This is a genomic window from Nostoc sp. DedQUE09 (genome assembly GCF_034530915.1).
Classification (GTDB): domain Bacteria; phylum Cyanobacteriota; class Cyanobacteriia; order Cyanobacteriales; family Nostocaceae; genus Nostoc.
This window is the reverse complement of sequence record NZ_JAVRCE010000014.1, coordinates 1-20651: the sequence shown is the minus strand read 5'-3', so window position 1 is coordinate 20651 and position 20651 is coordinate 1. Positions and strand designations below refer to the sequence as shown.

The window sequence follows — 20651 nt, the reverse complement described above, 5'->3', positions numbered from 1 at the left end:
AATTAAGTCTGTCATAATAATTCCAGCACCTTTCAAAAGTGCGATCAAGCTTAGATAGGAGAATATCATGCTGGAAAAGTCAACATATAACATTACACTTGATGGTCAAAACCTTATTATAAAATTTAATAAAAACATTCTTGATCAAGAAAGCCTAAGCAAATTTTTAGAATATTTGGAGTTAGAGACAATTAGAAGGCGCAGTCATCTAACAGAAGAGCAAGCCACGGCTCTAGCTGATGAAATAGACCGGGATACGTGGTTAAAAATTAAGCATAAATTTGTAGGGTAGTCGGTAGTGTCTACACAACAGCCGATTATTGTTGATACCAATATATTGTTCTCAGGATTGCTCAATAGCCAATCTAGTTTTACTGAGATACTCCTCGGCTCAGATTACCGTTTCTTCGTCTGCGAGCAAGTTTTGGTAGAACTATTTAAGCGCAAAGAGAAGTTAGTTAAACTCAGCCAGCTATCAGAAGATGAAATAGTGCGAATTTACCAAATACTGCTAAAACGAATTACTCTTTATAAAGAAGATTTAATTTCCCCCGAAAATCGGGTAACAGCCTACGCTTTATGTCAGGATATTGATGAAAGTGATACTCCCCACGTAGCATTAACATTGGAATTAAAGGGCTTATTGTGGACAGGAGATAAAAAACTCAAAGAGGGATTGAAACGAAAAAACTTTAATCAGTTCTTTGAAATACAAAACAAGTATTAATATAGAAGGCGATCGCCTCAGTTTTGCACTCATTCAACGGGTAGTTTACGCCAACGTCACAATGATGGATGAATACCTGCCAGGGATTATGTCTGTGATTTATGGTAATGTCTCACCAGAAGAAGCGATCGCCAAAATTGAAAGCTAACCCAATCATTCATAGTGATACCGACAAGCGAGAAAATCAATCTGAGTGTTTCCCACTCGATATACAAGCCGATGTTCTAAATCAATTCGCCGTGACCAAATATCTGCATCCATATATTTTAATGGTTCTGGTTTACCAATACCCTCAAATGGGTCTTGCATTACAGCCGTAACCAAATCTAATATTTTCGCTGCTTTCTGAAAATCCTGCTTAAACCACCAAGCTAAATCTTCTTTAAATTGAGAACTAAAACCAGGACTACGATTAACAATAACTGGTTTAATTTCAATGGGTTCAGCTTTCTTTTTCTTCTTGCTCAATCCCCAACTCCTGCTGAAGTTCTGCTAGCGTTTGAGATTGGATTTTTCCTGTTTTTGACTCTTCTATTGCATCCAATAAACGACGCGCATTAGCAGGCGATCGCAAAAGATAAACCGTCTCAAGTAAACTCACTAAATCTGATTCAGCAATCAAGGCTACATTTTCACCATCACGACGGTTGATCATATACACCTGATGATTTTCTACCACCAGTTCTAATAACTTAAAAAAGTCATTTCTCGCATCGGTTGGGGATGTGATTTTGTAAGGCAACATTAGTTTATGTACATAAAGTTGTACATAAATTATAAACTATGCGTTTCGTTCCTCCATTGCTATTACCTAAATCTTGACAAACAAGCGATGTCTAACGACAAGCCGTTACGCTTCTACGCCCACGTTGAAAGGTAAGCCAATTATTCAGCATTGGAGATTTTTAGTACATTTGTATAGAGTAAACCCAGATTAAGGTTCTACTAAAACAGGTGTACCAAGTTTGACCATTTCATACAATTCGCGGACATTCTCGTTATACATCCGAACGCAACCATGAGAAGCTGCTTTCCCGACAGATGTTTTATCAGGAGTACCATGAAATCCGATGTATTCTCTGCCAACATTCCAAAATGCAATCCAGCGTTCTCCCAAGGGATTATTTGCACCTGGAAGAACTAATTTTCCAGTCTGAGGATGTGTCCAATCTGGATTTTTCAACATCTCAATAACTTTGAACTTTCCTATTGGCGTTTCCCACCCTGGTTTACCGACCGCGACTGGGTAGCTAGCTTGTAAACTGTCTCCTTTGTACACATACAGCTTCCGCATACTTCGTTTAAGTACTAGATGGATGTGTTGTTTAGAAACTGGGGGAACAGTTGGCTTGACTATAGGAGATGCTGGCTTCTCAATTGTTTTTTGGGAATCTGTGCGTTTCTCAATACTCACCCTAGCAGTATGCTGTGATTGCAGCCAGAACAACAGCGCAATTGCACCAAAACCAATACTTAAACTAGTACAAAGTTCCAGGTTATTCTTGATTATCTTGTTTTGCATAAACTATTCAGCTTGGAGCGAAGCTAGCTATTTAAGTTAAAATAATCACTTTTGTTAATCAACTTTAATAAATTAAACCAATTTCAAAAAGGAATGCAGCATATATATATATACTCAACCCTTGTTATTTATGGCTTTCTGAATGAGCGTTTGAGTGAATTGGTATTATCTGATTTATCTAAGGGCATACATTATACAATTCCAAATCTGAGAGGATGTTTGAAAAGTCATTTTGTCAGTATCAAAAGTTTTAGAACCCTCTAAATCTCCCGATAAATTGAGGGAATTTGATTCCGGTTTCCTCCTTTTTAAAGAGTTGGGAGTCTAAAAGTATCTAAAGTCATGGCGAAACACTTTTCAAACAACCTCTGAGGCAATACTTAAATCCTTAATCAGGCTACCTGACTTCATTGCTACCTTAAAATATCCTTTCCCTCAAAAAGCCAAAATTAAAGAATCAGCAAGCTTAATTCCTAAATTCTAATTTTTGGTTTTCCATTTTGCCCTTTATAAATCTATACTTTTACCATAGTCTTATTGGGGAATTTGGAGAGACTGAAGGTGTTTTTTGAACTGGTGTAGCCGGTTGTTTTATTCTCCTTCTTGAGGGAGTTTGTCTCTGTGGTGTGTCCCTTACTGGTCTAACTCGTGGTCTAGATTCTGGTCTACTAATGGCTGTTGAACGCCTCGATGACCTTCTAGGTTCCTGTCCACTAATGGCTGTTGAACGCCTTGATGACCTTCTAGGTTCCTCTCTACTAATAACTGTTGAACGCCTTGATGACCTTCTAGATTCTACTCTACTAATGACTGTTGGGCGTGATGAAGAGCGTCTCCTTTCTGGCTGTATCGCAGGTCCCGCAGCAGGTAATCCATCAACAATAATATTATTATTACTACTATTATTATTGTTTGATGCTATTGCCGGCCCTGCAACAGGAAGTGCTTCTTGGGCCAGTAATCGTTGCGCTGGAAAACAACTCAAACTTGTGAAAACAACTAAAGCAGTAGCAGAAAGTCTAATTTTCATCTTCTTTAATAACCTTTGCTTTATGAATTTATTTTCAGATGTATGTCACTAAAATGCCAAACTCAATTAATCCGATTGATGTGCAGACTATCGATAATTGCGGTTGAACTCTTTACACGACAAATTATCGCTTCCTTCTAACTTATCTTCACGCCAGAGTCCATCTTTCTCAGTTTTATCTGTAAATATATATATTCCTTCTCCTTGACATTTATTATTAGCAAAGTTTCCTCTATATTCGTTTCCGTTTCTCAATTTTAAATATCCTAGTCCTTGCAACCGATCATTTTTAAACTGCCCTAAATAATAGTTAATATTACTTTCTACCGGATACAATAATCTCCCACAACCACTACGTTTATTATTTTTAAAGTCTCCATAGTATTGAAATTCATTCTGCTTAAAAAGCATCAATCCTCTACCGTTGGCTTCTTTAGTTTTTGGATTGATCTGCCCGTAATATTTATAGACGTTAGTTTCCCAAGTTGGTTTGCCTGTAGCTGCGGGGGGAGAGGATAGCTGTTGATCTTGATTGCAAGGTAGTTGGGAGAATTCTGAAGAAGTTGGTATAGTATCTGGTGTTGTTGTGGGAACTGGTACCGCAGTTGGTGTAGGAGATGGTGTAGAGGATGGTTCTGTTGGGGAAGCTGGTACAGTGTTTGGTTCAGGAGATGGTGGCGATGCTTCTTGCCCTAGTATTTGTTGTATTGGAAGAACACCTAAACTTGTAGAAATAAGTAAACAAGAAGTATAAAGTATAAGTTTTATCTTCATAAAACACCTTTCTTGTGTAATGTATACAACCTAAAATTCATTCATAAATCCTAATTTTATGCAAACTCGTACTTAATTAATACTTATAAATAACGGTATTAAGCCCATAGTTTGCCATCATAGTTACAAAATACGGATAAGTACGTGCTTATAGATATTCAGTATAAATATTTAATTTATCAAAGTATTGTTAATAAACTAAGTATAAACCATTAGATATATTTAATTAGCATAAATGAAAACAAACTTAAGTATTTCTTCATATTTTAGGATATTTTGCCACTTTTGTGGAAAATTAATAGTAAAGTGCCTGTTTAATAAACTGCGTAATCAAAAATTTCTGAAGTCACGGAAGGCATATCCAAGTATTTTAATTAACTGAAGTTTATTATTAATCCCTTCTACAGTACCACTGGTAATTTTTCCATCAAAATAACAAACTATTTCACAAAACATCTAACCATTGTACCTAAATCAAGTGGAAGCAACCCAATTTACAAACTACTTTCGCTCTCCACAAACATCAGTTGGTAGATTATATGTGCTTCCAATCTAAACAATTAAGCAATATCAATCACAGAGCGATACCTTTCCTTCGGAATGCTACGCAAACGGTAAGCTTCTCTACAAGACTCTACGCGAACGCGAACGTAGAACTTTTCGGTTTACTAAATTTACTATCTTTGAATGCAATTCGATATGAGGAATTTAAATCTGCCATTAACGCATAAAATTCCAATTGATGGGAAAACTTTACCTAAGTAAATAAGCTGAAAACTGTTAAAAGGGTTTTAGGCTGAGAAAGCTGATAGTTGGCATCCTAGATACTGAAGGCTCCTTACATGATAAATTATCGCTTCCTTCTAACTTATCTTCACGCCATATTCCATCTCGCTCAGTTTTATCTGCAAATATATATATTCCTTCTCCTTGACATTTATTATTAGCAAAGTTCCCTCTATATTCGTTTCCATCTCTCAGTTTTAAATATCCCAACCCTTGAAGTTCATCACTTTCAAACTGCCCTAAATAATAGTTAATATTACTTTTTGCCGGATATGATAATCTCCCACAACCACTACGTTTATTATTTTTAAAATCTCCATAGTATTGAAATTCATTCTGCTTAAAAAGCATCAATCCTCTACCGTTGGCTTCTTTAGTTTTTGGATTGATCTGGCCGTAATATTTATAGATGCTAGTTTCGTGTGTTGGCTTGCCTGTAGCTGCGGGGGGGGAGGATAGCTGTTGATCGCGATCGCAAGGTAGCTGAGAGAATTTTTTGATTGTAGAAGGCGGTTTTGGAGTAACTGCTTGCGGTTGTGGAGTAGGTGTTTGTGGATTTGCAGGAGTTGGTGATTGAGCAAAATATCTAGATACCACATACAAAGACATGATAGATCCAAATAAAACTCCTCCGCCTATTACCATAACTTTCCGATTAGATGCCGATCGCCGACGATCTGACTTTGGTTTTGGTGATGGTGGTGATTGAGTAAGTGCTTGCAACGCTTCTGCTGCTGTTTGGTAACGCTGGCTAAAGTGAGAACGCACCATATTTGTTAACACCTCGGCAAATCTGTCGCTGACATTCACCCGATCGCGCCAAATTATTTCACCTGTTACGGGATCTTCGGGTAACTTTTGAGGCGGTACGCCTGTCAGTGCTTGAATTCCTAGCATACCTACTGCATACACATCGCTAGATAGTTTCGGCTTGCCATTAGCTTGTTCATTTGGCATATAGCCATTTGTGCCAATCAGGATGCTTGATGTGACTAGACCTTGAGTATTCGTCTCCAAGCATTTAATTTCTTTCACTGCTCCAAAATCAATCAGCACAATCTTTCCGTCTTGATGACGACGCATGATATTCTGTGGCTTAATATCACGATGAATAATACTTTGTTGATGGATAAATACTAAAACTTCTAAAACATCCGTAAGCAGTTTTTTTACTTCTGCTTCACCCCAAGGCTGACCTGCTATTATTTCTTTGCTTAAGTCATGCCCATCAATAAATTCTTGTACTAGGTAAAATTCGCCGTTTTCTTCAAAATGGGCGAATAGTTTGGGAACTTGGTTGTGAATGTTGTCTAAGCGATATAAAGTTTCAGCTTCCCGGTTAAATAAACCTTTAGCAATCTTCAGAAGTGCTTCATTCTGGTTTTGCGGCTTCAGGTGTTTGACAACACATTTAGGCTTGGGAGTTGTAGGTATATCCAAATCTTCTGCTAAATATGTCTCGCCAAATCCACCGCTTCCCAAGGGATGAATAATTTTATAACGACTGCGGAGTACTGTGCCAAGAGGATACATTAGATTTATACAGCATTAAATAAGGTATCTAAAATTTAATTTCTGGCAGTTTTAACTAAAAAAAATACAACAACAAATTCAGTCGTTTACTCCTAGACTTTTAATACTTTAAAGGTGGATAGCCTATCCGAAAAGTGCTTCTGAGGAGTAAAAAATGGACGAGCAATATACTAAGATTTAATTTTATGTTATTACAATTTTGGCAAATTTTGTTTAAAAAATCTCCGTTTTCCTCCCATTCAACGGTTGATTTACGCCAATGTCACGATGATGGATGAATATCTGTCAGGGATAATGTATGTCATTTATGGTAGCGTATCACCAGAAGAAGCGATGCCTACGGCAACCCGTTTGCGTAGCGTCTCCGACAGGAGAAGCGGGAACGCCAAAATTGAAGGTTAGTTGGATATTTGTTTTTTGCTAGCTAGTCCCTAAGCAGAAGTCATAGTAACAATTGCCACTATGACTTCTGCTGTGGTTGAGTATTTCTGAGTCTTGATTTAAATTTGCAACTAAACCTTTGCTTCCAAAGATTTGAGTAACTCGGTATTCACGCCTGATTCACGAGTTAGGGCAATTTTGCCAGTGCGGGCGATTTCTTTCAAACCAAATTTTTGTAATACTTGCACGATCGCTACGAGTTTACCTGGATCTCCCACAACTTCTAAGGTGAGAGAATCTTCCGCCACATCCACGACTCGCGCCCGGAAAATCTGAGACAGTTCGATCACTTCTGAGCGATTGCTGGTACTAGCATTCACCTTCAAAAGCATCAATTCCCGCTCTACACAAGGAGTTTCGGTAATATCCTGGACTTTTAAGACATTGACTAACTTGTATAGTTGCTTGGTGAGTTGCTCGATCACGCGATCGTCACCAGGGACAACCATTGTAATTCGGGAGACTCCTCCTTGTTCAGCAGGACCAACAGCAAGGCTTTCAATATTAAAGCCGCGACGCGCAAATAAACTAGATATGCGGGAAAGAACACCCGCCTCATCTTCTACGAGAACTGAAAGGGTATGTTTCATCTTCGCCAACAGAGGCTAGAGCAGGAATTGAGTAACGCAGATACTAGCTAAGGGCAATGCTAGACCTACTACCGCACTAAATTTACAGTGCGACCTCCTATTGTAAACTTAAGCGTTGCACTCGTTGCATTCTCAATGGAGAAATTGTCTAGAAATCATATCGCAAGAAGTAATTTCACTGAATGAATATCTTTTTATTGGCAGATGCGGCATTTTTGTAAAACTTTTATACTCAGATTTCATAAGTCGGTAATAGGAGAAAAGTTTTATGGGTTGGTTAAAAAGATTGTTTGGAATGGAAAAACCTGAAAATGCAGAAGTAAATCCGGCTCCACAGGCTGTACAGCAAGCGCCTAGTGCTAATGTTGCTACTGCTACGCAACCGATACCCCCAGAACGGCTGGGTTTGAGCGGAGAATATGACCAAAGTGGTTTAGCAAAGCGGGTGGCGTTGGCATTCGATCAAGACCCCCAACTCGACGATGTTAATACCCTTTGGGTGGCTCAGACAGGTAGCACTGTGGTGTTGAAAGGTAAAGTCCCCAGTCAAGAAATTCTTAATAAGATGGTTTCTGTAGCGCGTTCTGTAAATGGTGCTACAGATGTTGACACTAACCAAGCGACGATTGGCTAGTTACTGCTAATGCGATCGCACCCCCATTGCATAAAATATTTAGGGAACAACTAATGGCGATGCCTGCGGCGGGCTTCTCTACGAGAGGCTACGCCAACGCCTACGCCAATCCATCTCTCAATCCAATCTAAAATCGCTTGGTTAACTTGTTCTGGACATTCATCATGGGGACAATGCCCTACATCCTCCAGATTTAGCAGTTCCAACTTCTCGTTATATTGGGCAAATTGGCTAGCTAGGGCTGGCGGCACAAATCGGTCTTTTTGTCCCCAAATCAAAAGCATCGGAATTGTTAAGGTTGGTAAGACTGTCTTGACACTAGGACTAAAGTTAATTCCGATCGCAGCTTTGAACAAAGCACTAAACGCCCTCGCAGAACCCCTATCTTGGGGAGGCCCTGCTAAAATCTCGATCAGTTCATCGGTAATCGCCTCTGGGTTAGCGTAGGCAAGACGTGCCCAGCGGCGCAGCACCCCAGGACGGCGCACGAAGTTAAATACAGGTTTAAGAATCAACGGCGAAGCAACAACATTTTTAATTGCTGTGACGAGTGGGCGCAGCATAGGAGGAATCGCTTCTTGTTCTAATGACGGGTCGGGTAAACTCATCATTACCATACCCAGCACCATATCCGGGTGGGCGGCGGCGGCGGCCATCGAAATCAGTGAACCGTTGGAATTGCCTATTAATATTGCTGGTTGACGGATAAATGTTTTCCAGAAATCGTAAACCTGTTCAACCCAGAGTTCGATGCTGTAATTAGCTGCGGCTTTTTCAGAAGCGCCAAAACCCAACATATCTATGGCGTAAACTGTGTGATGCTCACTCAACACCTCTAAATTATGTCGCCAATGACCAATGGAAGCGCCAAAGCCATGTAACAGAATTAGCGGTGTTGTATGGTGGTGACTTTGGCTAGGGCGAATGTAAGTGTAGCGAGTTTGCCAACCACGCCAAATCCAATCTCTTTGATTACCAACTCGTTCCTGCCAGTGTACCGTAGTGGTCACACTTACCTCCGATTTATCAGCACTGAAATACCATTATAAGAATTGGGCATTGGGGATTGGGGATTGGGTACAAAAGGCAGAGGGGCGGATGGGCAGAGGGGCAGAGGGGCAGAGGGGAAAACTTACTGCAACTTCTCCTCTGCTCCCCTGCTCCCCTGCTCCCCTGCTTCTTCCCCAGTCCCCTATTTACCTAACAAATTGGGGCATAATTTCAGCTGCGGTGAATATTCCATAGATGCCGCGTTGGTGCAATTGTCTACCAGCTTTGAGATAGCCGAAGGCAGGGCCGCAGACATTTGCTGCCATGCTGGTTTCATCTCCGAGAGTAAATGTATGGGTAGAAATCTTTCCTTCAAAGGTACGTCCTGTTACCTTAACATTGGTGCTGAGAGGCTTTTTGGGATTGCGGGTATCGACTACACCACCAACTGTAACGCGATCGCGCCCTACTATCCCGGCTACTTCTAACATCACATCATCAGCGTGTTCCATATTTTTCAAGGTCAGCACGCCATTAGTTTTATCTAGTAGTGCTTCTACTTCTGCATCAGTCATCGCCCTAGCAGCTTCTACTGTGTAACCAGGCATATGGCCGATGTCTTCCCGAACAGTGGCGCGGTAAGCTTCCCAGTTAGCAATTCCCACCCCAAAGGTAATTTCAACTTGATGAATTTCGGCGTAACTTTGGGCGGCTAAAGCTGCTGCTGCTGTTAATAGTCCAGGGGTAGCACCGCATCCTGTCATATAAGTAATCCCGGCGGCTTGCAGTTCCTCTTTCATCGCTAGGAGTTGTTCTACAGCAGTGGTGCGTTTAATCGCATCTACTAATACCCCACGCCAACCAGATTTGATAAATTCCTTGGCGACATTGGGAATAAAATCATTTGGCAGGTTGGGTAAAGCCAAAAAATACCCATCTACTTCAGCTATTTCGATTAAATCCTGAATACTTTGATTTGTTAATGTACCAATTGGCTCTAAATAACCCACCGAACCTTGGGACTGATAGGTTGCAATGGATTCTTGGGTATTTAAACCGTCATCAGCATAAGCGTAGCCTTTTTGATCTGCTGCTGCGACTAAAATCATTTCTCGTTTGCCAGCAACTACCTTAGCGGCTGCTTGTCCGAGTCCGCCAAAACCCAGTACTCCTACACGTATCGCTGGCGAAATATTTAGAGAATTTTTGATTTGTTCAGAATTCATAGTCAATTCGTTAAGTTGAATCAAAAGCCCTGATTATTCGGCATCTCAGCTTCCGGCTGGTAACTGGTGGCTGATGGCTGATAACTCAAAGCTATAGAGATTAATTATGATTCATTATCCTGGGTTCTTTGGCTGGATATTGCAGATATTTATCTACTAGCGATCGCTTTTGAGTTTTTTGACTGGGAATATATCAGATTTAAACCAATGGCCGCAACTGGCAACCGAGAGGAAGGCTTAATAATACTGGCTAAACTTGAAGCTTTGACACAATAGAGTTTCTGGCACGATGATGCAAACACTCACGGAGGCGATCGCCTAAAGTGGTAGGAAGTTGTTAAAATTCTGAGCATTATGAAGCGCATTTGCACTAAAGTTAATATTTTTACAATAACTTCATTATCTGCTTTTCTATTTGCTAACACCACTAATTTATTGCTAGTGCAGACAGTCACAGCTAAACCATTACAGACAAAAAAGCCAGTCAATCAACCAATACCATTTAACTCAAAAGTACGAATATCCTGCAAATAATAGCTTACCAGCAAGCCGTTTGATGACGATTGAAAGCGCTATTAAAAAGTCTAGTAAGATGCAAATAACAGAAGCCAAACTTACAACATACGAAGAATTTGCAGCCAAAACAGGAGAATACAAATCATCGATTTCCAACAACCGAATGGTGTGGATAGTGACTGGTTTTGTCCAAGGTGAGTTAAGAATGTCTAGAGGTAGAAGTGTCTGTACTGATAACGCTAAACTTGTGGAAGTAAGGGATGCTGAAACTGGCGATTCTTTTGGTAGAAGTATTTACTGTCCTCCAAACAACCAAGTAAATTTCATGCCGTAAAGTTGACTTAGAATCAAAATAACTTGTCTTCAGGAGATTGACTTTCATGACATATATCTCCCCAAAAGCTCTCACATTTGAAGATTTTATCTCCCAATATCAAGACAATCCCCGCTATGAACTAGCAGATGGAGAACTAATTGACATAAAACCCACTGGCCCGCATGAAACGGTGAGTGGCAAACTTGCAACCCAAATTGGCATCTACCTTGTTGCAGAACAACTCCCCTGGTTTATTCCTCGCACTTGTTTAATTTACCCCTTTGCAGATACAGCTACAGTTCGTCGTCCTGATATTGTGGTTCTTGATGAAACCGTTCTTGATCGCGAACCCCTTTGGGAGCGAGAACCCGTAATTACTCTTGGACGGTCAATTAAATTGGTGGTGGAAGTTGTTAGCACTAATTGGGAAACTGACTATGCAAGAAAGGTTGAGGAATATGCGCTTTTAGGCATCCCTGAATATTGGATTGTCGATTATCGAGGATTAGGCGGTGTAGCATTTATTGGGAAACCCAAACAACCTACATTCACCGTTTGTCAATTGGTTGAAGACAGCTATACTCAACAACAATACCGACTCAACCAATTAATTAACTCGCTACTTTTACCCGGTATTAAACTTCAGTTAGATGACATTCAACAAAGCTTCCGCTACCACAAATTCCAATTATTCCGATTCGGTTTCTGTCAACAAATGGACGTGTCCCAAGAAAGTCAACTGCTGCACTGAAATCTTCAGAATAAATATCAGGCGCAACAGCGTTGCGTGGTTCGCCCTCACTCTCACCCCAGAAAGACAAGTCAAGAGATAAAGTCACAAACCCTCTTTCAGCCATATTTGCAGCATACACGTTGGCACTTTGTTCTTTTACAGCTCCCATAGGATGCCCAACAACGATCGCCGAATGTTTTTTACTCCGATCTAAATTCTTGGGAATAAATAAATGTCCCGCAACATTCATTTTGTATTGGTTTTTAAAAGTAACCTTATACATCGTAACGTTGTCGCTTACCTGAAAAGTTGTATATCCCTGTAGTGTTATTTGTTCCATTTCTTTTGTTTTTTCTGATTGTGCTTTTTGTTCTGTTTGTGTGTAAGCTTGCCCGCAGATCATCAGAGCCATCATCGGTAAAATTAATATAGATTTCATATAATTTCTCCCCTTTTCATTGTGAGATTTACACATGAAATTGCTGCTCTATTAATCTGAAATTTCTCCAAATATCAATCTGGTTTTATCAGCAGCGTTTCTACCGTTTGCTGTATAAGTCCAATTATGCAGGCGTGAAAACAGATAGCGTGAGGACGTTCATCGAAAAAAACCGGACAATTCTCCAAAAAATCGCTATGCAAGGTGCTGAACAGAAACAAAATGTTTAATATAAATTTATGAACCCAAAAGAAGCAGAATTTGAAAAGCGAAAGATGCAGATCAATCGGGAAGAGCTGATCGAAAGAATGATTCGTCTCGCTCCCGAAAACAGCCTTTTGGAAGTGTTTCCAGGTATTTTCATATATCAATCGTCGAAACCGACCGAGAGCCAGGTATCCGTATTAAAGCCCGCTTTCTGCGTCATCGCGCAGGGCAGCAAGGATGTGCTTTTGAACGATGAATTATTTCACTATGATTCCGGTCATTACTTAATCTCGACGCTTGATTTGCCGATTATGAGTAATGTCGTCGAAGCGTCCGAGGAAAAACCTTATTTGAATCTTCGGATAGACCTCGATCCGGCACTTGTTGCTGCGGTGATGATTGAATCTGGCATCGAAACTAACAAAAGCGGCACCGGAGTCAAGGCGATGGATGTCAGCCCGGTTGATGCCAATTTGCTGGAAGCGGTCGTCAAATTGGTGAAACTATTTGACACGCCGGACGAAATGAAGTTTCTCGCGCCGCTGATCATTCGCGAGATCATCTATCGGCTTTTAAAGGGAAAACAGAGCGCACGCCTGGGTCAGCTTATCACTACCGAAGGCGACGCACAGCGCATCTCCAAGGTGGTCAAGCAAATCCGCGAGAATATTGATCGGCCGATGAAAATCGAAGATACAGCCCGCGAACTCGGCATGAGCGTGTCAAGCTTTCACCAACATTTTAAGTCTGTCACGGCGATGAGTCCTTTGCAGTTCCAAAAACAAATACGGCTTCAGGAAGCGCGCCGTCTGATGCTCGGCGAAAACATGGACGTGGCGATCGCCAGCTTTCGCGTCGGTTACGATGACCCGTCTTATTTCAGCCGGGAATATAAAAAACTATTTGGTATTCCCCCGCATCGTGACATCGCCAAGCTTCGCAGCAATTTAGGGCAATAAAAAAACAAGCTTTAATTTTTGCATCGTCTAAGTAGGGCGATCGCATCATTGAACTATCTAACCGCTATGAAATTGTTGCTTGAGCAAGGATTACCACTCTCTGGGGCAACATTGCTAAGTGATGCAGGTATCGACACCATCGTTTACCGTTGTTGCCGGATGTCTAAACTTTCGCATATTTAACTTAAATTTATATTCAATCAGCAAAAAGGCTTATTACTTACTCAAAACTTCATATTCAATAAGCAAAAAGGCATATTGCTTACTCAAAATGGCATTTTACTTTCTCAAACCCCAGTTTGCTTTCTCATTTTGGTGTTTTCCGCAAGCAAAAAGAGCTTTTACTTTCTCAAACCCCAGTTTGCTTTCTCATTTTGGTGTTTTCCGCAAGTAAAAAGAGCTTTTACTTTCTCAAACCCCAGTTTGCTTTCTCATTTTAGTGTTTTCCGCAAGCAAAACAAGCTTTTACTTTCTCAAACCCCAGTTTGCTTGTTTATTTAAGTAATTTCCGCATTCATTTTGGTGTATGCTTTAGCCGAAAGCTTGCGATTGGTTGATAAGGTGGATATCTAGAACAATTCCAATAACTAATTGTGTTGCTTAGGTTATCTGTAAGGGCGCGATCGCAAATTGATCGGTGGGACTTAAGATTAGAGTATGCATATTAACCAAGATGTTATAGGAAAAATGCAGCATAACATCTATGACTACATAGCGAAAGCTGCCATTGCACAATATGATATAGCTCAAGTAGAGCGTTATTTTTTAGGTCATAGTGGAAGCGTAACCTTCTGTATAAAAACACAAGCGGAAAAATTTCTTCTCCGTATTCATCAACCAATATCTAAGCTACAAGGCGATATATGGCAAAAACCACAGGTGATTGAGTCAGAACTTTTGTGGCTTACTGCCTTGCGTCATGACACAGAGATGGTTGTGCAGGAGCCAGTAAAAAATCTACAAGATAGATGGCTCACTCAAGTTTTAGATGAGACCGGAGAAATGTTTTATTGCTCACTGCTGCATTGGATTGATGGCAATAACCTGAACGGAGAACGAACTCCAGAACAAGCTTACCAACTCGGTTTATTGCTAGCTAGATTGCACCAGCATAGTAGTCAGTGGCAACTGCCAGAAAACTTTGTTCGCCCAGCCTACGATCAGAATCGGCTGCAAGCAGCACTTTTGGCACTTTATCCAGCAGTATTACAAGAATTGATTTCAGCAGAAGATTACAAGACCCTCGAAACGGCGGCTTGTCAAGTTGAAGGAATGATAGAAACACTGGGTCAGACACAAAATGTCTGGGGACTGATTCACGCTGATCTTCATGAGGGCAACTATTTATTGCACAACGAGGAATTCCGTCCAATCGATTTTGCTCGCTGTGGCTTTGGATACTATCTTTACGATATTGCAAGTTCGCTTCAATATTTACTTCCCACTGTCAGACCTTCCTTTTTTAAAGGCTATCAAGCTATTCATAAGCTACCTGAACATTACTTACAGATTACAGAAGGTTTCTTTATCATGGCGCTGATTGAAGTACTTTCTTTTCATGTAAATAATCCACAAGAGCATAAGTGGATTTCAGAAACTGTGCCGTATATCGTCAAAGAACACGTTCATCTGTATCTTCAGGGCGAATCATTTCTGCTTGATAAATACTAAGGCATTGCAATTTCGCCTCGCCTAATTGGGTTTGCCAATACTTCGCTGAGTTCATCAAGTTTTAGTGTTTTCCGCAAGCAAAATGGCAGTGGATGACAGCACTAAATAAATATTTCGTAAAATTCTGCAACGCCTTTGTTGCTTGTTAAAAGTTGCTTTAGGCAAGACTCTAACTGAACGAACCTACTTGAGGCAAACTCCAGATTTTCATCGTTAAGAATTTGATGAGCTACAATGCTAACTGACTGAATGCCACAGAAAGCGGTGATGAGTACAACACCAGAGTCTATGTAAGTTTTCTTATGACTCACGGAATCCACCGCGACCTTCAGCAAGTTCAAGTTCAATTTCGTCAACGTTTACGAAGTTGCAATCCAGCAGCGATCGCTCGTTGTCGGATCGACCATAATTTTTTAGCTAAGGGTGTTTGTGGGACAAAATCAGATTCTGCGGGTGTTGTTTATGGCTCAGATTTAAGTAGTTCAACAGACTCCAAAACTTTTTGTTGCTTTTGGGGTGTGAGTTGTCGCCAGTGTTCAAGTAGTTCAACTTCATTACCCATAAGTACAACGCTCGTGAATGATTTTTCTATTTTAGTGGCAGAAGCCTTATTTCTTGTTCCTTGCTATAAAATTTTGCTTGGAGTGCAATCGTTTTTCATTAACTTGGTATGAAGCAATATATATTGACGATGATTTTCATCAGGAGCTAGGGTTACTTCCATGAAATTAGATCGCATTACCAGCAATCCCAATCGCATGAATGGACAGCCCTGTATTCGTAATCTTCGGCTTACCGTTCGTCGAGTGATTGAGTTATTAGCTACTTATCCTAATCGAGAAGAACTGCGCCAGGAGTTTCCCGAATTAGAAGATGAAGATATTCAGCAAGCCTTAATTTTTGCATCGTCCTACTTGAGCGATCGCATCATTGAACTACCTAACCGCTATGAAACTGTTGCTTGATCAGGGATTACCACTCTCTGCGGCAGCATTGCTACGTGATGCAGGTATCGACACCATCCATGTGGGTGAAATTGGGATGTCTTGAAGCTGAAGATGCAGAAATCATCCAGAGAGCTAGAGAAGAGAGACGTGTTGTTGCTACACTTGATGCAGATTTTCATACATTGCTAGCGCTTCATGAAGCAATTACTCCTTCAGTCATTCGCATTCGTATTGAAAGGTTACGTTCTCAAGCATTAGCGAATTTGTTGCTGACAGTAATCGCTGAGTGTGAAGAGGATTTGGAGCAAGGAGCAGCCGTAACAGTTGAGCCAAGCCGTATTCGTATCCGTCGTTTACCGTTGTTGCCTGATGTCTAACCTTTCGGATAGTCTTTCAACCATCCGTTTTATCGACTTGTTAGCCAGGATTCAATAAGTTTGTCTACCGATTACATCAGCAGCAGTGTCAATAAGGTTGTCGTAATGTAATAGCAAAATGTTTGTGTCCATACGTTCTTCGCGCCCAATTTCGTAATTCAAGTTCAACAAAGACAAACTCATGGCCGCCTGAACTCTGACCAATAATTAAGTAGTCGGTCGATAAGAATTGCCGAGCTGAAACTCAGGGAAAAGACAAGTTGCGTGGTGACCAAAATGAAAATACTTACTAAGAAGTGAGCCAATGATGAAGTAGGCGCGATGTTCGCTAATGAATTTTAAAATACTGCGTTCATCGACATCTTCCGACTCAAGCATTTGTTGGAAGCAAGCAAGTTTATTATTGAGTTCTACACGATCTTGAAGATCAACAATGTCCATGTAGTTGTTTGGCAACAGGCTGATATAGTGGCGTGCAGCTTTAGGGTACTTATGAAAAAGCGACTTTCTAAATTTGGGGGTAACGACCTCCTGCTCCTTGAGCGAGCGGAATTCTGCTTCTTCGTCAGAGGTGAGTATCGTGTAGTCTCTGTCGTACAACTTCATGTGCTGACCTGCTTGCCATTGCTAGCTAACTAGTTATCAAACGGATTTTTTCTGGATATCCATTAGAATTTAATATGCCCATTTTTAAATTGAAAATACTCTACACGCTCACCGTTAATCAGCAACGCTGAATTTTTACTATTCTTGTAAAACGGTCTTTGATACAATCCTAGTTTTCTTAAGGTCTGCTTCGGAAAGTTCTTCTCCAGCTTGCAAACGAGTGGCGGAAGTTTGCAACACTGTCGCTGCACCTTTATCTCCAATTTGTAAAGCGGTTTTAGCAGCTGTTTGCAACATCGTAGCTGCACCAGTGCGATCGCCTTGTTGCAATTTCGCTTCGGCTAACTGGGTTTGACGATACTTTGCTAATGTTAAAATAGACTGCTGCACCTGGGGATTAGATGTCGGTTGATATGCCCGCACTACATCTGCATACACTGGCATGAGGGGCGAAAGTAAACCTTCTTCGTTAACCAACGGGTCATCGTAACGAATTTGCAGATGAGCGATCGCTTGTTTACCTTCTGGCAATTGTCCCAGATAAATGTTTGCCAAAACTACCCGTTCTACATCCTGCATCAAATCTCCCAAACGCACAGCAAAGCTACCATCAGCTTCGGGTTCCACTGGTAACTCGATTGTGTCTGGGGCAACTTGAGCAATGGGTTTAAATTCTGCTAATCGGACATTGGGCACTAAAGATAACAGCAAGTAAGCATTAGTTAGCCCAATCGATTGAATCCGTCCAAACAGTCGGCTAAATTGCTCCACAGCTTGTTCGGGACGTTCAATATAAGCTAAAGTACCACCACCGACATCGGCAATGTTTTCTAGCATATCTTGATTCCAGCTATTGCCAAATCCGAAAGTGTTGATAGTTAGGTTAAGTTTGGCAGCCTTTTGCGCCAGTTTCAGACAGCGCTTACTGTCATCCCGCCCAATATCCCACTTCCAAATCCGCAAACCGCTTTCACCATGTCCATCTGTAAGCAGAAACGCCTGGGAAACAGCGCCTCTTGTACCCTTCATCAGTTCTGTAATTCCCAATTCCAAACCATCAGCGATCGCAGTGCCGCCGCTAGCAGTCAGTTTGCTTTTAATTTGAGATTTGATGGTTTCGGGGTCTTCGATCGCTTGGTTGGGGATTATGACTTCCGCAGAACCGGAAAAAGCCACAACTGAAATGCGATCGCCTACTTTCAAGCGATCGATTAATCCTTCCACAGCCTGGATCACCGTTTTAATTGGGTGTCCATGCATGGAACCACTTTTATCCAAAATCAAGCAGAGATTGAGTGGTAGATTTTTGTCAGACTCACCAGCGAGCGCAAAAATTGTAATTGCCAATTGACGTTGGCTACTTGTTTGAGCAATATCAACATTATTGTCATTTAACGCCGAGAGCAATTTAACTTTCATTGAGGAGGGGTATCTTGCAAAACTGTTTTGGAGACAATTCTGGTTTTCTTGCGATCGCTTTCAGATAAATCTCCACCAGATTGTAGCTGGGTGGCAGAAGTTTGCAACACTGTCGCTGCACTTGTATCTCCCATTTGCAAGGCAGTTTTCGCAGCCGTTTGTAACATTGTCGCCGCACCAGAGCGATCGCCCTGTTGTAATTTCGTTTCGGCTAGCTGGGTTTGGCGATACTTCGCTAATGCCAAAATAGACTGTTGCACCTGGGGATTCGGGTCTGCTTGGTAATTTTTGACTACATGGGCATAAACTGGGATATTTGGTGTAACTAAACCTACTTTGTTGGCGGCTGGATCGTCGTAGCGGACTTGCACATTAGCGATCGCTTGTTCACCTGTTGGCAATTGTCCCAAATAAATATTAGCTAATATTACCCGTTCTGCATCTTTCATTAAATCTCCCAATCGCACAGCGAAACGTCCATCAGCTTCTTGTTGCAGTGGTAACTCGATTGTGTCTGGGGAAACTTGGGCGATAGGTTTAAGTTCCGCTAACCTGACATTGGGCATCAGGGAAAATAACAGATAAGCATTAGTCAATCCCACGGTTTGAACGCGGCTGAACAGGCGATTAAACTCTTCCACCGCCTGTTCGGGTTTTTGAATATAAGATAAAGTACCTAAGCCAGCATCGGCAATTTTTTCTAAAACATCTTGGTTCCAGTTGTCACCAAATCCCAAAGTATTTAAAGTCAAATTATAGCTAGCAGCCAATTGGGCGAATTTCAAACAGCGATTGTTATCACCGTGTTCATTTTCCCCGTCGGTTAACAAAAAGGCTTGGGAAACAGTATCTTTTTTGCCCTTCGCCAACTCCTCAATCCCCAAACGGAGTCCTTCATCAATTGCAGTTCCACCATCGGCGGCTAGGCGATTAATTTGCTGCTTGATTTTCTCTGGATTTTCGATACTTTGACTGGGTACTAAGACTTTGGCCCGGTGATCGAAAACTACCACACTGAGGCGATCGCCAGGGTTGAGTCTATCTACCAGACGATTCGCGGCTTTTTTCACCGTTTCTAGCGATCGCCCATTCATAGAACCACTATGATCGAGAATTAAGCATAAATTTAGGGGTACATGGCGGTCTTGATTTTCTGCGATCGCCGAAATCGAAATTCCCAACTGACGTTGACTGTTCAGTTGATTTGCGTCCAAATTACCATCATTCAAGGCAGGCTGCAAATTAACCTTCATAACTCAGAGTCCCTATTCAGGATATACATATTAAAAAATAACTTCAAAGCACTACTTTAGCTCTACGGAAAACTTATCTAACATAAATACACTAATATAATCAGAATATCTTAGAAGCCAAGCATTGGCAGATGCGAAGCCACCTTCAGCATTAGGGAGAAATCCGCACCTTAAGGAAGACTGGCATCGCGCTAGGATGTATTACAGTTAACGGCATAGTTTCAGGCGATCAGTTGCTATGGACATTTCCCCAATTAAGGCTGTTCAAGCCCCATATTACGGCGATAACTTTTACCGGACACCACCGCCAGATTTACCTTCCCTCTTATTGAAGGAGCGAATTGTCTATATTGGGATGCCTCTGGTGCCTGCTGTCACGGAATTAATCGTGGCCCAATTGCTGTTTTTGCAATCCGACGACCCCGAAAAACCGATTAAAATCTATATCAACTCCACCGGCACTTCCGGTTACAGTGGCGAACCCATTGGCTTTGAAACCGAAGCCTTCGCCATCTATGACACCATGAAATATATCAAACCTCCTATCCATACCATCTGCGTCGGTTCCGCGATGGGTATGTCAGCGATGCTTCTGAGTGCTGGTACAAAAGGTTGCCGCGCTAGTTTGCCTCACTCCTCGATTATCCTGCATCAGCCCAAGAGCTACGCCCAAGGTCAAGCAACGGATATTCAAATTCGCGCCAGGGAAGTTTTGGTAAATAAAGGGGCGTTAGTTGATATCTTACATCGCACCACTGGACAGGCTCCAGAAAAAATTACTAAAGACATGGATCGGTTGTTATATTTAACACCTTACGAAGCGAAGGAATACGGCTTGATTGACCGAGTTTTTGAGAAAGAAGAACTCGCAAATCCCCCACTCCCTGCCAGTGTCCTCTAGTGAGTGCTGAGTGCTGAGTGCTGAGTGCTGAGTGCTGAGTGCTGAGTGCTGAGT

General features: G+C 41.4%; 27 protein-coding genes and 1 pseudogene. 14 read left to right on the top strand and 14 right to left on the bottom strand.

From position 1 onward, the window contains the following. Window positions 1-67 precede the first annotated feature (67 nt). From RMY27_RS11445 to RMY27_RS11435, 3 genes are read left to right on the top strand one after another with little or no spacing between them, the layout of a single operon-like run. Window positions 68-292 carry a hypothetical protein gene (locus tag RMY27_RS11445; RefSeq protein ID WP_322663241.1) on the top strand — a complete coding sequence of 75 codons (225 nt, stop codon included), beginning with the start codon at window positions 68-70 and terminating at the stop codon, window positions 290-292. Between the two features lie 6 nt (window positions 293-298). Beyond that, window positions 299-727 (top strand): PIN domain-containing protein, encoded by a 429-nt coding sequence (locus RMY27_RS11440; protein ID WP_322663239.1) that lies wholly within the window; start codon window positions 299-301, stop codon window positions 725-727. Further along, on the top strand, window positions 705-875 hold the full coding sequence (locus tag RMY27_RS11435; protein WP_322663237.1) for a hypothetical protein: 171 nt from the start codon (window positions 705-707) through the stop codon (window positions 873-875). The genes RMY27_RS11440 and RMY27_RS11435 overlap by 23 nt, the downstream gene beginning before the upstream one ends. Before the next feature lie 5 nt (window positions 876-880). On the opposite strand, the gene RMY27_RS11430 is transcribed toward RMY27_RS11435, so the two are convergent. From RMY27_RS11430 to RMY27_RS11420, 3 genes are all read right to left on the bottom strand, one after another. Further along, window positions 881-1195 carry a Txe/YoeB family addiction module toxin gene (locus tag RMY27_RS11430; RefSeq protein WP_322663235.1) on the bottom strand — a complete coding sequence of 105 codons (315 nt, stop codon included), beginning with the start codon at window positions 1193-1195 and terminating at the stop codon, window positions 881-883. Next, window positions 1170-1472, bottom strand: coding sequence for a type II toxin-antitoxin system Phd/YefM family antitoxin (locus tag RMY27_RS11425; RefSeq protein ID WP_322645489.1), 303 nt, complete (start codon window positions 1470-1472; stop codon window positions 1170-1172). The genes RMY27_RS11430 and RMY27_RS11425 overlap by 26 nt, the downstream gene beginning before the upstream one ends. Window positions 1473-1661: 189 nt before the next feature. After that, window positions 1662-2249 carry a L,D-transpeptidase gene (locus RMY27_RS11420; protein ID WP_322663234.1) on the bottom strand — a complete coding sequence of 196 codons (588 nt, stop codon included), beginning with the start codon at window positions 2247-2249 and terminating at the stop codon, window positions 1662-1664. A 626-nt stretch (window positions 2250-2875) separates the two neighbouring features. Here RMY27_RS11420 and RMY27_RS11415 point away from each other — a divergent pair. Further along, complete coding sequence (locus RMY27_RS11415) at window positions 2876-3331, top strand: hypothetical protein (RefSeq protein WP_322663232.1); 456 nt, start codon at window positions 2876-2878, stop codon at window positions 3329-3331. A gap of 35 nt (window positions 3332-3366) precedes the next feature. Here RMY27_RS11415 and RMY27_RS11410 read toward each other — a convergent pair whose 3' ends face one another. From RMY27_RS11410 to ilvN, 4 genes are all read right to left on the bottom strand, one after another. Further along, a complete protein-coding gene (locus RMY27_RS11410) occupies window positions 3367-4053 on the bottom strand; it encodes a hypothetical protein (RefSeq protein ID WP_322663230.1) in 687 nt (228 codons plus the stop codon). Window positions 4054-4383: 330 nt separating this feature from the next. After that, the gene (locus tag RMY27_RS11405) at window positions 4384-4509 is read right to left on the bottom strand and encodes a transposase (RefSeq protein ID WP_416212332.1); all 126 of its coding nucleotides are present in this window, start codon (window positions 4507-4509) and stop codon (window positions 4384-4386) included. 324 nt (window positions 4510-4833) lie between these two features. Further along, window positions 4834-6372: a protein kinase domain-containing protein gene (locus RMY27_RS11400; RefSeq protein WP_322663228.1), complete on the bottom strand. Its 1539-nt coding sequence runs from the start codon at window positions 6370-6372 to the stop codon at window positions 4834-4836. Window positions 6373-6884: 512 nt separating this feature from the next. Continuing rightward, a complete protein-coding gene (ilvN, locus tag RMY27_RS11395; protein WP_322663226.1) occupies window positions 6885-7403 on the bottom strand; it encodes an acetolactate synthase small subunit in 519 nt (172 codons plus the stop codon). Window positions 7404-7671: 268 nt separating this feature from the next. On the opposite strand from ilvN, the gene RMY27_RS11390 reads away from it, so the two are divergent. Beyond that, window positions 7672-8037, top strand: a complete 366-nt coding sequence (locus RMY27_RS11390; protein ID WP_322663224.1) for a BON domain-containing protein — start codon at window positions 7672-7674, stop codon at window positions 8035-8037. Between the two features lie 50 nt (window positions 8038-8087). Here the strand turns inward: RMY27_RS11390 and RMY27_RS11385 are convergent, their stop codons facing one another. Further along, entirely contained in the window at window positions 8088-9047 is a 960-nt protein-coding gene (locus RMY27_RS11385) for an alpha/beta fold hydrolase (protein WP_322663222.1), read from the bottom strand. A 186-nt stretch (window positions 9048-9233) separates the two neighbouring features. Then, entirely contained in the window at window positions 9234-10253 is a 1020-nt protein-coding gene (gene bioU / locus RMY27_RS11380) for a (S)-8-amino-7-oxononanoate synthase BioU (protein ID WP_322663220.1), read from the bottom strand. 592 nt (window positions 10254-10845) lie between these two features. On the opposite strand from bioU, the gene RMY27_RS11375 reads away from it, so the two are divergent. Then, on the top strand, window positions 10846-11103 hold the full coding sequence (locus RMY27_RS11375) for a hypothetical protein (protein WP_322663218.1): 258 nt from the start codon (window positions 10846-10848) through the stop codon (window positions 11101-11103). A gap of 46 nt (window positions 11104-11149) precedes the next feature. Beyond that, a pseudogene (locus RMY27_RS11370) lies at window positions 11150-11743 on the top strand (Uma2 family endonuclease); the annotation flags it as partial. Here the strand turns inward: RMY27_RS11370 and RMY27_RS11365 are convergent. Then, window positions 11721-12257: an alpha/beta hydrolase gene (locus tag RMY27_RS11365; RefSeq protein WP_322663216.1), complete on the bottom strand. Its 537-nt coding sequence runs from the start codon at window positions 12255-12257 to the stop codon at window positions 11721-11723. The pseudogene RMY27_RS11370 and the gene RMY27_RS11365 sit on opposite strands and share 23 nt — an antisense overlap. A 239-nt stretch (window positions 12258-12496) precedes the next feature. Between RMY27_RS11365 and RMY27_RS11360 the strand changes: the two genes are divergently transcribed. The 6 genes from RMY27_RS11360 to RMY27_RS11335 all read left to right on the top strand — a co-directional run bounded on the left by RMY27_RS11360 (window position 12497) and on the right by RMY27_RS11335 (window position 16418). After that, complete coding sequence (locus tag RMY27_RS11360) at window positions 12497-13423, top strand: AraC family transcriptional regulator (protein ID WP_322663214.1); 927 nt, start codon at window positions 12497-12499, stop codon at window positions 13421-13423. 657 nt (window positions 13424-14080) lie between these two features. After that, window positions 14081-15094 carry a phosphotransferase enzyme family protein gene (locus tag RMY27_RS11355; protein WP_322663213.1) on the top strand — a complete coding sequence of 338 codons (1014 nt, stop codon included), beginning with the start codon at window positions 14081-14083 and terminating at the stop codon, window positions 15092-15094. Between the two features lie 302 nt (window positions 15095-15396). Further along, window positions 15397-15768, top strand: coding sequence for a hypothetical protein (locus tag RMY27_RS11350; protein WP_322663211.1), 372 nt, complete (start codon window positions 15397-15399; stop codon window positions 15766-15768). Between the two features lie 48 nt (window positions 15769-15816). Next, window positions 15817-16059, top strand: a complete 243-nt coding sequence (locus RMY27_RS11345) for a DUF433 domain-containing protein (protein WP_322663209.1) — start codon at window positions 15817-15819, stop codon at window positions 16057-16059. Continuing rightward, window positions 16043-16144: a DUF5615 family PIN-like protein gene (locus RMY27_RS11340; RefSeq protein WP_322663207.1), complete on the top strand. Its 102-nt coding sequence runs from the start codon at window positions 16043-16045 to the stop codon at window positions 16142-16144. The genes RMY27_RS11345 and RMY27_RS11340 overlap by 17 nt, the downstream gene beginning before the upstream one ends. Beyond that, a complete protein-coding gene (locus RMY27_RS11335; RefSeq protein WP_322663205.1) occupies window positions 16119-16418 on the top strand; it encodes a DUF5615 family PIN-like protein in 300 nt (99 codons plus the stop codon). The genes RMY27_RS11340 and RMY27_RS11335 overlap by 26 nt, the downstream gene beginning before the upstream one ends. Before the next feature lie 51 nt (window positions 16419-16469). On the opposite strand, the gene RMY27_RS11330 is transcribed toward RMY27_RS11335, so the two are convergent. The 4 genes from RMY27_RS11330 to RMY27_RS11315 form a co-directional block, all read right to left on the bottom strand. After that, window positions 16470-16601 carry a hypothetical protein gene (locus RMY27_RS11330; protein WP_322663203.1) on the bottom strand — a complete coding sequence of 44 codons (132 nt, stop codon included), beginning with the start codon at window positions 16599-16601 and terminating at the stop codon, window positions 16470-16472. A 24-nt stretch (window positions 16602-16625) separates the two neighbouring features. Further along, window positions 16626-17024 (bottom strand): hypothetical protein, encoded by a 399-nt coding sequence (locus tag RMY27_RS11325; protein ID WP_322663201.1) that lies wholly within the window; start codon window positions 17022-17024, stop codon window positions 16626-16628. A gap of 138 nt (window positions 17025-17162) precedes the next feature. Then, entirely contained in the window at window positions 17163-18443 is a 1281-nt protein-coding gene (locus RMY27_RS11320; protein ID WP_322663199.1) for a VWA domain-containing protein, read from the bottom strand. Then, complete coding sequence (locus RMY27_RS11315) at window positions 18440-19696, bottom strand: VWA domain-containing protein (protein ID WP_322663197.1); 1257 nt, start codon at window positions 19694-19696, stop codon at window positions 18440-18442. Before RMY27_RS11315 ends, RMY27_RS11320 begins: the two co-directional genes overlap by 4 nt. Before the next feature lie 238 nt (window positions 19697-19934). Here RMY27_RS11315 and RMY27_RS11310 point away from each other — a divergent pair, with 238 nt between their 5' ends. Beyond that, a complete protein-coding gene (locus RMY27_RS11310; RefSeq protein ID WP_289797597.1) occupies window positions 19935-20597 on the top strand; it encodes an ATP-dependent Clp protease proteolytic subunit in 663 nt (220 codons plus the stop codon). The last annotated feature ends 54 nt before the right edge of the window (window positions 20598-20651 follow it).